This window comes from Motilimonas sp. 1_MG-2023 (assembly GCF_030547455.1).
GTDB lineage: Bacteria > Pseudomonadota > Gammaproteobacteria > Enterobacterales > CBDFNC01 > Motilimonas.
In genome coordinates this window covers 1-12810 of sequence record NZ_JAUOPX010000038.1, presented here as the reverse complement: position 1 = coordinate 12810, position 12810 = coordinate 1, and the positions used below count along the sequence as shown (strand labels likewise).

The following is a 12810-nucleotide window of genomic DNA, read 5'->3' as shown; positions in this document are numbered from 1 at the left end:
GCTTTTTTTGATACTAAATACCCTGTTATTGACGCTATAATGCCTGAGTGATTTAGTCAGGTTTTTTGAGGATAGTGATGATTAGTATTTCCAGTGACGCGCAGCAACACTTTGTAAAGCTGCTAAGCTCGCAGCCAGAAGGCACCAATATTCGCGTATTTGTAGTTAACCCTGGCACGCCTAACGCTGAATGTGGTGTTTCTTATTGCCCACCTGAAGCGGTTGAACGCACCGATGTGTTCTTACCTTTTGAGGGTTTTGATGCTTTAGTTGATGAAGTCAGTGCACCGTTTTTAGAAGACGCTACCATCGATTTAGTAACGGAAGAAACTGGCACTCAGTTAACACTAAAAGCACCTAACGCGAAAATGAAACGTGTTGCAGATGATGCACCGTTGATCGAGCGAATTGAATATTTTATTCAATCGGAAGTGAATCCAGACCTAGCAAGTCATGGCGGTAATGTAAAACTAATCGAAATCACCGAAGATGGCTTTGCTATCGTCCAGTTTGGTGGTGGTTGTAATGGCTGCTCAATGGTTGACGTCACCTTAAAAGACGGCATTGAAAAACAAATGCTAGTCACCTTTGAAGGTGAGCTAAAAGGTGTTCGTGACATTACCGACCATGAAAGTGGCGAGCATTCTTACTATAAGTAAGCTTACTTTTGACTAAAAAAAACCGCTTAACAATAAGCGGTTTTTTTATGCTCAGAGGCAAAGCTAAAAAACATTATTCATCTTTTTTACTGCGTGCTAATAAAGCAATCGCTGCCGCTTTTGGGTCTTTGCCTTGGTATAATACTTGGTATATTTGCTCGGTTATTGGCATCTCTACATTTAGCCGCTGCGACAACATAAACACTTCTTTTGTGTTGCGATAACCCTCAACCACTTGACCAATTTCAGTTTGCGCATCGGCCATCGATAAACCACGGCCTAACGCTAAACCAAAGCGTCGATTTCGCGATTGATTATCGGTACATGTCAGCACTAAATCGCCCAACCCCGCCATGCCCATAAAGGTTTTAGGATCGGCATTTAATGCTGCACCAAGCCGAGTTAGCTCGGCCAAACCACGGGTAATCAAAGCGGTTCTGGCGTTGGCACCAAAACCCAAGCCATCGGCCAAGCCGGCGCCAATAGCAATGACGTTCTTCACTGCACCACCTAATTGCACACCAATAAAGTCTTCATTGGTATAAACGCGAAAATGTTCACTGTGTAACAGATCAGATAAATCGTTAACAAATACGGGATCAGTAGAAGATAACGAGATTGCCGTAGGCAAACCGGCCGCTAATTCTTTAGCAAAGGTTGGCCCTGAAATCACAGCAAGGGAAATATCGCGACCCAATACATCAATAGCGACGTCTTGAAGTAACCTGCCGGTGTCTGGATCAAGGCCTTTAGTCGCCCATACCACACGGTGCTCAGGCGTTAATAGCGGCTTTATTTGCTTTAATACAATGCCAAAAGCATGACTTGGTACCACAAGTAAAATATTACGCGACGCAGCCACACAAGTTGCCAAATCGGCTTCAATATTTAAGGTTTCAGGGAAGGGGCAATCGGGTAAAAACGCTTGATTGCAACGCTCTTGCTTAAGCTTTGCCATGTGATCAGGCTCATGCCCCCATAGCAAAGTTTGATGTCCATTTCTGGCTAAAGAAATAGCAAGGGCGGTGCCATAAGACCCCGCCCCCAATACAGAAATGGCTGCAGATTTAGCCATAAATATTATGAATCCAGTTGTTCCGGCTGCGCTTCAGCTGCACGTTGTTGCATAGCTTGGGCGAAAAGTGCGTCAAAGTTAACTGGCGCAAGGTTAAGTTGTGGGAAAGTACCACGTGTAACCATGCTCGTTACTGCTTCGCGCGCATACGGGAAAAGAATGTTTGGACAAAATGCACCTAAACAATGTGCAAGCTGTGGATCCGGCATTTCACCAACAGTGAAAATACCTGCTTGCTGCACTTCACATAGGAAAGCCGTTTCGCCCGCGATTGTTGCTGTTACTGTTAAAGATAGTACTACTTCAAAAACATTATCAGCTAGTTTTGCGCTTTTAGTATCTAAATCAAGTTTAACTTCTGGCTGCCATTCTTTTTGGAATACTGCTGGAGAGTTAGGGCATTCAAAAGAGATATCTTTTAGAAAGATGCGCTGGATGTTGAAATCAATTTGTTGTTGCTCTTGCGCATTTTGTTGTTCTTCGGCCATCTTAAAATCCTTAATAATAAAAAACTGCAAAGGGGGGATTCCCCCGAATAAAAAACCATATCATTTAAAATAATGCATTCCGCTTGCACTTATATGAATGACAACGCCGCAAAAAATAGTGTCAGAGCTTAGCTCAAAAGAGCTGAACCTACTGATAATAACTAGGCGACGATTATTTCTTTGTTAGTGGCAGGTTGGCGTTTTTCCATTCCGCTATACCGCCCGTCAAGTTACTCACTTGCGTAAAACCTGCTTTAACAAGTTTATTGGCAGCTCCAGAAGAGCGCATTCCCGTGGCACATACCACTATAATGGGGCTCTCTTTTAGATTTTCAACACCGGTGAAGGTTCCTGCGTTAATTTGTGACTCAGTTAAATGTTTTGCACCAACAATGTGGCCTTTTTTGAATTCATCTAAGCTACGCACGTCAATAATCACGGCATCTTCTTTGTTCATCATCAACGTTGCTTGCTGATGGGTCACATTGGTAACAGCTGAAAAACGGCTCTTTACTGTGGTAAAAATTAACGCCCCCGCTAAACCAAACCACGCAATAACCAACATTGGGTTAGCGGCCGCAAAATCCATATATTCTTGCATAATGTATTACTTCGTTAGCTTGAAAAAAGCTGAGTATACCTGTGCCGAGCCAGAAGATCAGCCTTGCCAAAACCGAAATGCGATACTTTTTCTCGTGCAGTGATAAAAGTGAGCAAAACAAGGAGAAAAGGTCTGAAATAATACGAAAGGATTGAGCGAGATCTACAACATAGCATCTAAATGTAGTAAAATTACGCTAATTTTGTTTTAACAAATCTAACCAAAAGAGGTTCAACATATGGCTAAGAAGCCCTTAGTACTTATCATTATGGATGGTTGGGGATATCGTGCAGATATGCCAGACAACGCAGTATCAAATGCTAATACACCAGTACTTGACGGTCTATGTAAAGAATATGCCAATACCCTAATCTCTGCTTCAGGCATGGACGTGGGCTTACCTGATGGTCAAATGGGTAACTCTGAAGTGGGTCACACCAATATCGGTGCGGGCCGCGTGGTTTACCAAAACTTAACCCGCATCACCAAAGACATCCTTGACGGTACGTTTGATGAAAACCCAGTATTAACGAGCGCAATTGATAAAGCGACTAACGCGGGTAAAGCGGTTCACATCATGGGCCTACTTTCTCCAGGCGGCGTTCACAGCCACGAAGATCACATGCTTGCAGCTGTTGAACTTGCTGCTAAACGTGGTGCAGAAAAAATCTACCTACACGCAATCACTGATGGCCGTGACACACCACCACGTAGCGCTCAAGGTTCAATCGAATTATTTGAAGAAAAATTCAAAGCCTTAGGCAAAGGCCGTTTTGCGACTGTAATTGGTCGTTACTTTGCAATGGATCGCGACAACCGCTGGGATCGTGTTGAACAAGCCTACAACCTACTAGCGCAAAGCCAGGCTGAATATCAATACGACAGCGCCACAGACGCATTAGCAGCAGCTTACGCTCGTGAAGAAAACGATGAATTCGTGAAAGCAACTGTCATCGGTGAAGCAGCTCCTATTGAAGATGGTGACTCGGTTATTTTCATGAACTTCCGCGCTGACCGTGCGCGTGAAATTACCCGTTCATTTACCGATGCAGACTTTGCTGGCTTTAATCGTCAAGTGGAACCAAAACTGGCTGATTTTGTGATGATCACTGAATACGCAGCCGATATTGATACGGCTTGTGCTTATCCATCAGAATCACTGACGAACACCCTAGGTGAATGGTTATCTGATCACGGTAAAACGCAACTGCGTATTTCTGAAACTGAAAAATATGCCCACGTTACCTTTTTCTTCAACGGCGGCGTAGAAGCAGAATTTAAGGGCGAAGAGCGTTCATTAATTTCTTCTCCAGCAGTGGCAACTTACGACCTACAGCCAGAAATGAGCTCTGCTGAACTCACTGAAAAGCTAGTTGGCGCAATTAAGAGCGATAAATACGACGTCATCATTTGTAACTATCCAAATGGCGACATGGTAGGCCACACTGGTGTTTACGAGGCAGCAGTTAAAGCTTGTGAAGCCGTAGACAGCAGTATCGGTGAAGTTGTTGCGGCATTAAAAGAAGTCGGCGGCGAATGTTTAATCACCGCAGACCACGGTAATGCAGAGCAAATGATCGACCCAGAAACAGGTGGCGTGCACACTGCACACACCAATCTGCCTGTGCCACTTATCTACGTAGGCCGTGAAGCAACGGCATTAGAAGATGGTAAGCTAAGTGACTTAGCACCAACCATGCTAAATTTGATGGGCATGGAAATTCCAGCTGAAATGACTGGTAAGCCTCTGATGATTTTGAAATAATCTTTCCCCATGAAGGGGAATGAATTGTTTAAGCAAATAAGCAAAATGGCCGGCGTTATCGCCGCTGTTTTGCTTTTTTCATTTTTTAACTTAGCCTATGCCGAGCAATCTGAGCTGGACAATGTAAAACAGCAAATAAAATCCCACCAAGAAAATATCCAAAAACAGAATAAAGCCATCGCACGACTGCAACAAGAGCTAGAGAGTGCCGAAAAAGAAATCGCCAAATTTGCCGGTAAATTGCAGATCAACGCTGAAGCCACCCGTGAAGCACAAAAAACTCTCGACAAGCTCAAGATCTCCGCTGAAAAATTAGAACAAAATAGACAGAAACAACAAAAGCTATTAGCTAATCAAATTGCCAGCGCTTATCGAACCGGTCAGCACGATTATTTAAAAGTTCTGCTTAATCAAGAAGATCCAACAAAAATAGACAGAGCAATTAGCTATTATCAGTACTTGAACAAAGCGCGCATTAAGAGCCTGCAAAAAATGCAGAACACCTTAGCCGATCTTAATGAAAACCAACGGCAACAAACCGCTAAAATTGAGCAACTGACCAGACTCAAGCTGGATCATGCTGAGCAACAGAAAAGATTGACGGCACAACAAGCGGGTCGTGAAGATGCGATGGCCGCCTTAAATAAAACGATCACCTCAGAACAGCAGCAAATCAAACAATTAGAAGATGCCGAAAAACATCTATCGAAACAACTAGCCGAAAGTATCGAGCAACAAAAAATCGAACAAGAGCTAGATAACATTAAAAAGCCAGTGCTTGATGGCCTGCAAAACTACAAGGGTAAACTAAGCTGGCCAATAAAAGGTCGCGTATTACATCGCTTCGGTGGTCATCGCAGTGGTCAGTTGCGCTGGAAAGGCATGCTTATTGCAGCAAAAGAAGGCGCTGAAATAAAAGCTTTATCTCATGGCCAAGTCGTCTACTCTGAATATTTAAAGGGCTACGGCATGGTGATGGTTATCGATCATGGCAAAGGCTTTATGAGTCTTTATGGCCATAATCAAGCCTTATTAAAAAGCGTAGGTGAAACCGTAAGAAATGATGAAGTGATCGCCCTTGCAGGACGCAGTGGCGGACAAAAACGCAGTGGTTTGTACTTTGAAATTCGTTATCAAGGCAAACCGCAAGATCCACGGAAATGGTTAAGCAGAAAATAATATGCCCTTACACCAGCGCAAAGCGACCGTAGTATTACGGTTATTGAGCGTATTTTTATTAATGCTATCAATACCTTGTAATGCCGCCAATCTAGCTATCATCATTGATGATATAGGCAATAGCGAGCATGACTTTCAAGCCCTTAAGCTACCGAGTGAAGTTGCCTTTTCTCTGCTTCCTTTTACCCCACAAGCGCTCACTATAGGCCAGCAAGCATGGGCACAAAACCGAGATATGTTACTGCATATCCCAATGGAAGCAGTGGCCAATAATCAGTTGCTTGGCCCTGGAGCGCTGCGCGCAGATATGAGTGAGCAAGAGCTAAAACATAAACTAGAGCAAGCTATTATCGCTTTGCCTTTCATTCAAGGCATGAATAATCACATGGGCAGTAAACTGACTACCATGGCCGAACAAATGCGCTGGACGATGGAAACCTTGCGCCATCATGAATTATTTTTTCTCGATAGCCGAACCAGTAAAAATACCCTAGCCGAAAGTACTGCCCAGTCATTAGGCGTGCCAGTACTGCGTCGTCATGTTTTTTTAGATAATTTGCGCAGCCGAGCGGCCATTGAAAAGCAATTTAATCTCGCCTTAAAACTTGCCAGATCAGGACGCGATGTGGTCATTATTGGCCACCCTTACCCAGAAACGTTAAGCTTTTTACAGCAAAGGCTTAGTCAGCCTATCGCCCCAGTTAATTTAGTAAATATTACTGAACTCATGCCCCTTGCTGAGGCAGCAATAGCCAAAACGGCTAATGAAAACGGCAGTGACGCGGTTAATTAAGTCAACCTTTCTAACTCATCAATATTGGTCATTGCCTGCTGGTTAGTGCTACCACATACTGAAGCACAAGGCTTAAAATCAACGCATACCTTGGGACGCTCAGGTTTACCAAACAAACGACATAAGTTCTGCTCATTAAGCTGAACACAGCGGACACCCGCTGGTTTGCCCTGCTCCATCCCAGGAATAGAGGAGCTAATACTTGGCGCAATACAACAAGCGCCGCACCCTAAGCGACATTCCATCAACAACCCCTTTGTCCTAGCCAGCGAACCTTTTATAATAGCGGGCAATTCTAACCTGCATATCGTCATAAGCATACCGCTTGTCATTTCTTAGGAGCCAACATGCGCTTAAGCGTTTTTCATCCGCAGCAAGTCGAGTCTCAATTACTGATTGATTTAAAAAAAATTTACGCCTCTGTTTGGCCGCAAAACCAGCTCACGGATGCCGCACTAAATTCATTAATTGAACAACAGCAACCAAGCCTATATGTCGCCATGTTCAATGAACGCCATATCGCAGCTGCATTGCTGAATATAGTGGGAAGCACCACAAATTTAAGCCATTTCACGGTTAGAGATTTAACCCGACGACGCGGTGTCGGCAAGTATTTATTAACCCAATTAGAATTAATCGCCAAAGCGCAGGGAGCGACCACAGTAGTGACAACCCTAAATGAACAAGAGCAACCCTTTAGTGGCTTTTTAGTAGCAATGGGATATGAAGAGCAAAATGGAAAGTGGTGTAAAGCCTTATAATTGAAATAACGCTATTTAAATCATTACTAGAGACCATTCGCAGAACAAGTTCTGCTCCTACGCGATAAAATAGTTCACGTAGGAGTCGAGCTTGCTCGGCGAATTCACCACAAATTAAATCCATAGTCGTTAACACCTCCCACGTAGGAGCCGAGCTCGCTCGACGAACAAACCTACAAATAAACGCAATCCCAATATGGATAATCCTTCACACTCTTAACCAGCCCTGCGCGAAGTGGATTCGCCACCACATATCGACAAATTGGTAAAAGATCATTCTCATTGCGAATCGCGTGATCGTAAAACCCATGCTGCCAAATACTTCCCCTGCATAAGCCTCGCTGATGCAAAAGATAGCTAGTTTCCCGCTTCACCCTACCAACTAACTGACTAAGTGTGCTTAAATCAGCCAACTGAATAACACAGTGAAAATGGTCAGGCATGGCAACAAAAGCTAACGTTGAACACAATCGTTCATGATCGGCTTTCGCCATTGAATTTATCAACAACCTCGCAGAGCTAAACGAATGAAAAATAGGCCGACGCTGAAACGTGGTTGATGTAAGAGAATATGCTTGGTTTGCTTGTGAAACGCGACCAAAGCGCAGATGGTTAGCATGATAATTCATAGCAATATCGCGACAGTAATCATCTTCTAATTATAGTTAAACTGTCCTTGTTCGCAGAACAAGTTCTGCTCCTACTCGATAAAATCGTTCACGTAGGAGCTGAGCTTGCTCGGCGAATTAACCAAAAATAAACGTGATGTGATATTAAAGCCTAACTACTCAAATTTCTTAACGAGCGTAAAAACAACCCGATACCGCCAACCAACAACACCAAAATCACAATTAAATCGAATGCTGACATATGACGTAATTGAAAATTAATGGACGTGATCACGCCGAATATCAGCATCACTAACGCGCCAATAGCCAAAATCCAGCCTAAAATATTTCGGCTGTTATAAAACACCAAGCCAACACCAAAAATAAAAGGCACCATGACCATGCCGCTGGTTAATGAAAACCCGCCAACTCGGTATAAGCTATAACCCATATGAAAATGATTAGTCACCATAATGGCATTAAGTAACAAATAGCCACCAGCAACCATCATAATCAAACCAATAAAAAACTGGCCAACGCCACCTTCACTGCCACCTGCACCACGCATATTATTGCTCCGCCGTTGGAATATTAGCCAGCATTTCACCCACTAGACGATCAGCGCGTTTCGTCGCCTCATCACGTGGTCGTTCAAAATCAGCAAAACCCTGCAACATGGTTTTCCAATAAACTTGCTTGGTGTCACTAGACATCGCGCCGAGCACTAGCGTCGCTTTCTCATAACGGCCATCACTGTTAATACTCATTAGTCCTGGCGACAAACCAAATATTTTAATCAACTCAGCGTCCGGTAACCCAGATTCAAGAGAGAACAAAAAGCCCATAACCAAATCAGCTTTCGCCACATTAGGCTCATAGCCATAGCCCTTTGCCTGCATTACCGAAGCTATCGCATTGCGAAGCTCACCTTGCACAGCTGTGCTATCCAAGCGGGAGTCTTCAATCACCACATTCACCGCGTCAACAAAAGTGTAAGTTTTAGACGCAGGAATAGTTTGACCAGGTGTTGCATCGCTTACTATCGTAGTGCGCTGCATCGGTTTCTCGACAGCTTGCTCTGTCACCGGCTCATCTTTAGAGCAAGCAGACAGCACTACAAGTACGGGGAGTAATAAATAACTTGAAATTTTTCTCAACACACACTTATCCTTTTTAAATACGCTAACCGCATAAATCTAAAAAGAATATAACACGAGATGCTTAAAATTAAAGCCGAAAAGCGTGAGACAGACCTACCCTACCAGCCAAACACTTCACGGTGATGGGTGCAGTAAATAAGCAGCGCCAAAAAAAAGTACAAAGCACTAACATGAAAACCTAATAACGTTGTTAACCCAAACATCACTCTAACTAAGGCTAATTTGGCCATTTTACTACCCACTTGAAACACGTCGCTGTTATTAAAAAGTAGCGACATATTAGACTAAAGTCGTAGAAGCAAAAACCATGTATTTAGTTGAAAACGTTATATTGAATATCGGAAGAAAAGCCAACAGCGCTCAGCATTACAACCAAAGTCGTAGCAATAAATAGAAAGGAAATAAAAACAACCACTAACAACTTGACCTTAATTATTAAAAATAAAAGGCCTGACTTTTACAGCAAGTGCTTGTTCAAAAATAATCTAAACAAGCACTTTGTTATTCACATTTATTCTGCAGGCGTAAACTCCCTCACCAGTTTTAGCGCATCTTCTAGCACTTTTAACGTCGCATCCCCCCGCGGTGACCGCTCACTTAAATGACGGCGATAAGCACGGCCATTGGGCAAGCCTTGAAACATGCCCAACATGTGGCGCGTAACGTGAGACAGCTTAGCCCCCGATGCCAAATGCTTTTCAACATACGGAAACATCGCTTCAATCACTTCAACGCGGCTCAGCACAGGGCGCGTCGAACCAAAATAACGTTGGTCAACCTCAGCCAACAAATAAGGATTGCTATACACTTCACGGCCTAACATCACCCCATCTAAATGCTGTAAATGCTCATCACATTGCTCATAAGTTTTTATGCCACCGTTAATGGCAATCACCAGCTCAGGAAAATCCTGTTTAAGCTGATACACACGCTCGTAATCCAGCGGCGGAATATCGCGATTTTCTTTTGGACTTAAGCCGCTCAACCATGCCTTGCGCGCATGCACAATGAAAGTATCACAGCCAGCCTGCGCCACTTGATCAATAAACGTGGTTAAAAAGGCATAGCTATCTTGTTCGTCAATACCAATGCGTGTTTTCACCGTAACAGGTAAATCACAGGCGTCTTGCATCGCTTTAACGGCATCCGCCACCAGCGCTGGCTCAGCCATTAAGCACGCACCAAAACGACCGCTTTGCACCCGATCTGAGGGGCAACCTACATTCAAATTAATTTCATTATAACCACGTTGCTGGGCAATTTTTGCGCACTCAGCTAACGCCTTCGGATCACTACCTCCGAGCTGCAATGAAACGGGTTGCTCTTCTTCGTTAAATGCCAAGTAATCGCCCTTACCAAACAAGATCGCGCCCGTTGTCACCATTTCGGTATAAAGCAAAGTGTGCTGTGACATCAAGCGATGAAAGTAGCGACAATGACGATCCGTCCAATCTAACATCGGGGCAACGGAGAAACGCTGAAGGTGCGACACATTGTGCGACATGACTACATATTCCTTAAATAACAATAGGATGGAAATATAACGCACGATGAGTTAGCGGCGCATTTAAAAACAGCGCCGATTATAGCGCTCCACTGTCATGGCTTCAAATTCATCACCTGACTGCAAGCCAAGTTGATAAAAAATTAAGCTATCAAGTCTCGATATTCTGTAGCTAATTAATAAATATTAGGTATAGTCATCATGACATTTTATGTCACACATTCTTAATTAGAAGGACCCATAATATGAAAGCATTACCTATCATAGCTGCCTTTTCTTTCACCTTATTAGCGGGATGTGGGCCAATCTCAGAAGCGTATGAAGAAACAAAAAAAGAAGCCAAAGCGGCGAGTAAAAGCTTATTAGAAGAAAGTACAGGCATTAACGTTGACGAATTACTCGAAGCGAAAAAAGAGCTAGACGTCAACTCAATTGAAGAAGGCAAGCAAGCTGCCCTTGAGCATATTGACGGAGTGGTTGAGCAAACCATTGGTGAGCCACTGGCCGCAGTACAGGACATCAACGCTGAAGATCTTGAGCAGCAAGTGAATGACGTGATCAAACAAAAGAAAACCGAGCTAGCCCAATGGTTATTGGAAGACGCTAACGAAGAAGAATAATGATGCTGCGATTGAGCCTTTGCGCTCAATCGCATTATGTTCGGCTAGCTACTTGTATCACTCAAGGCCATAACCAGCAATCACCACATCACACTCAGGCAGTAAATCACGATACAAACGTGCAAGCTCTGCTTTCGCCTCTTCGTCACCATGCACAATTTTGATTAGCTTTGGCGGCTTGCGCATCCGTTTCACAAAGTTCAGCAAATCTTTTTGATCGGCGTGGGCTGAATAACCACTTAAAGTGTGTACGCCAGCTTTAATATCAATGCGTTTATCGTCAATAAATACGTGACCGCCCGTTGGACCATATTGTTGAATATCACGCCCTAAACTGCCACGGGCTTGATAACCGACAAACAACACATCGGCTTTTTCATCGGGTAAAAACTGCTCTAAATAACTCACGATACGACCACCGCTACACATGCCACTGGCAGCAATCACCACCGCAGGCTTATTGCGCTTGGCAAGATAATTGAGCACTTGGATGTGCTCTTTATGGCTACTAACTGTATATAACGTTTCAAAGTCGAGTGGATGACGACCAGATTGGGTTTTCCGGCGCGCTTCGGCATCCCAAAGCTCGCTAAACTCACAATAAAAATCCGTAAAGCCTGCCGCCATTGGCGAGTCGATAATCACCTCTAAATTGGCCCACATGGCCGCGGGGTTCTTTTTCGATTCAGCATAAGCGATAGACTCAAGCTCATATAACAGCTCTTGAGTGCGACCAATACTAAAAGCAGGGATCAACACCACACCGTTATCTGCCACTGCTTTTTCAATGGTGGTTTTCAATAAAGCAGAGCGCGCTTTACGTCCTTGATGGCAATGATCGCCATAGGTACTTTCAATTACTAATACATCGGCTTGATAAGGACTTTTCGGCGCGGCGAGCAATGGCGTGTAAGGCGCGCCTAAATCACCGGAGAACACCACGCGCTTCCCTTTACCACAATCAAACTCTAAATAGGCCGAGCCTAAAATATGCCCAGCTGGCTTAAACTTCACCTTAGCCAAACCATCAACCGGTAAACGTTGCCAAACTTTATAGTCCACCGCAATCATCTGGCTTTTCAGCTTGCGAATACAAGCATCGATTAAACGCTGATCTTGTGTGACACCAAGCTTAAGGGCATCGCGCAAAATCATCGGCAACATCGCCACCGTAGCTTGGGTAGCATAAATGGGGCCATTAAAGCCAGCGGCTAATAAATATGGAATGCGGCCAACGTGATCAATATGGCAATGGGTAACAACAAGGGCTTTAACTGTTGAGAGGTCAAACTCAATAGCCAACGACTCAGCGCCTGCTTTACCGGCTGTTTCAGCCCCTTGAAACAAACCGCAATCAATTAAAATGCTGTTATGTTCATTTAGTATCAACTGATGACAAGAGCCTGTGACCCCATCAACCGCGCCCCAATGTTTTATATCCATTCAATCTCCATATATCTATGTATCAAAGCATGCTTCGCAGAATAAATTCTGCTCCTACAAAAGCGTGTTACCCCCACGTAGGAGATGTATGGACTCCTCCCCACGCGGGAGATACGGTATAAATAAATCGACGAAAAATTACTTTACCAAGGGA

Annotated in this window: 15 protein-coding genes; 6 read left to right on the top strand and 9 right to left on the bottom strand. The window is 43.9% G+C overall.

Annotated elements, in window-relative coordinates:
• The first annotated feature begins 77 nt into the window (after positions 1-77).
• Positions 78-659 carry a Fe-S biogenesis protein NfuA gene (gene nfuA, locus Q4519_RS16810; RefSeq protein WP_303514246.1) on the top strand — a complete coding sequence of 194 codons (582 nt, stop codon included), beginning with the start codon at positions 78-80 and terminating at the stop codon, positions 657-659.
• A 73-nt stretch (positions 660-732) separates the two neighbouring features.
• Here the strand turns inward: nfuA and gpsA are convergent, their stop codons facing one another.
• From gpsA to Q4519_RS16795, 3 genes are all read right to left on the bottom strand, one after another.
• A complete protein-coding gene (gpsA, locus tag Q4519_RS16805; protein WP_303514243.1) occupies positions 733-1734 on the bottom strand; it encodes an NAD(P)H-dependent glycerol-3-phosphate dehydrogenase in 1002 nt (333 codons plus the stop codon).
• Positions 1735-1739: 5 nt separating this feature from the next.
• Positions 1740-2222: a protein-export chaperone SecB gene (secB, locus tag Q4519_RS16800; RefSeq protein WP_232801789.1), complete on the bottom strand. Its 483-nt coding sequence runs from the start codon at positions 2220-2222 to the stop codon at positions 1740-1742.
• A 172-nt stretch (positions 2223-2394) separates the two neighbouring features.
• Positions 2395-2823, bottom strand: a complete 429-nt coding sequence (locus tag Q4519_RS16795) for a rhodanese-like domain-containing protein (protein ID WP_303514241.1) — start codon at positions 2821-2823, stop codon at positions 2395-2397.
• A gap of 238 nt (positions 2824-3061) precedes the next feature.
• Here Q4519_RS16795 and gpmM point away from each other — a divergent pair, with 238 nt between their 5' ends.
• From gpmM to Q4519_RS16780, 3 genes are read left to right on the top strand one after another with little or no spacing between them, the layout of a single operon-like run.
• Complete coding sequence (gpmM, locus tag Q4519_RS16790; RefSeq protein WP_303514239.1) at positions 3062-4588, top strand: 2,3-bisphosphoglycerate-independent phosphoglycerate mutase; 1527 nt, start codon at positions 3062-3064, stop codon at positions 4586-4588.
• Positions 4589-4612: 24 nt separating this feature from the next.
• Positions 4613-5767 carry a murein hydrolase activator EnvC gene (locus tag Q4519_RS16785; RefSeq protein WP_232801684.1) on the top strand — a complete coding sequence of 385 codons (1155 nt, stop codon included), beginning with the start codon at positions 4613-4615 and terminating at the stop codon, positions 5765-5767.
• Position 5768: 1 nt separating this feature from the next.
• Positions 5769-6560, top strand: coding sequence for a divergent polysaccharide deacetylase family protein (locus Q4519_RS16780; RefSeq protein ID WP_232801683.1), 792 nt, complete (start codon positions 5769-5771; stop codon positions 6558-6560).
• Here Q4519_RS16780 and Q4519_RS16775 read toward each other — a convergent pair.
• Positions 6557-6805, bottom strand: coding sequence for a YkgJ family cysteine cluster protein (locus tag Q4519_RS16775; RefSeq protein WP_232801682.1), 249 nt, complete (start codon positions 6803-6805; stop codon positions 6557-6559). The genes Q4519_RS16780 and Q4519_RS16775 overlap by 4 nt on opposite strands.
• 102 nt (positions 6806-6907) lie before the next feature.
• Between Q4519_RS16775 and panM the strand changes: the two genes are divergently transcribed.
• A complete protein-coding gene (gene panM, locus Q4519_RS16770; protein ID WP_303514234.1) occupies positions 6908-7321 on the top strand; it encodes an aspartate 1-decarboxylase autocleavage activator PanM in 414 nt (137 codons plus the stop codon).
• Positions 7322-7494: 173 nt separating this feature from the next.
• On the opposite strand, the gene Q4519_RS22440 is transcribed toward panM, so the two are convergent.
• From Q4519_RS22440 to dusA, 4 genes are all read right to left on the bottom strand, one after another.
• Positions 7495-7950: a transposase gene (locus tag Q4519_RS22440; RefSeq protein WP_369293058.1), complete on the bottom strand. Its 456-nt coding sequence runs from the start codon at positions 7948-7950 to the stop codon at positions 7495-7497.
• A gap of 151 nt (positions 7951-8101) precedes the next feature.
• The gene (locus Q4519_RS16765; RefSeq protein WP_232801679.1) at positions 8102-8497 is read right to left on the bottom strand and encodes a hypothetical protein; all 396 of its coding nucleotides are present in this window, start codon (positions 8495-8497) and stop codon (positions 8102-8104) included.
• Between the two features lies 1 nt (position 8498).
• Entirely contained in the window at positions 8499-9089 is a 591-nt protein-coding gene (locus tag Q4519_RS16760) for a DUF4136 domain-containing protein (protein ID WP_303514231.1), read from the bottom strand.
• Positions 9090-9600: 511 nt separating this feature from the next.
• Entirely contained in the window at positions 9601-10593 is a 993-nt protein-coding gene (dusA, locus tag Q4519_RS16755; RefSeq protein ID WP_303514229.1) for a tRNA dihydrouridine(20/20a) synthase DusA, read from the bottom strand.
• A 245-nt stretch (positions 10594-10838) separates the two neighbouring features.
• On the opposite strand from dusA, the gene Q4519_RS16750 reads away from it, so the two are divergent.
• Positions 10839-11213 (top strand): hypothetical protein, encoded by a 375-nt coding sequence (locus Q4519_RS16750; RefSeq protein WP_303514228.1) that lies wholly within the window; start codon positions 10839-10841, stop codon positions 11211-11213.
• A gap of 57 nt (positions 11214-11270) precedes the next feature.
• Here Q4519_RS16750 and Q4519_RS16745 read toward each other — a convergent pair whose 3' ends face one another.
• Positions 11271-12656 carry an MBL fold metallo-hydrolase RNA specificity domain-containing protein gene (locus tag Q4519_RS16745; RefSeq protein WP_303514225.1) on the bottom strand — a complete coding sequence of 462 codons (1386 nt, stop codon included), beginning with the start codon at positions 12654-12656 and terminating at the stop codon, positions 11271-11273.
• Positions 12657-12810 lie beyond the last annotated feature (154 nt).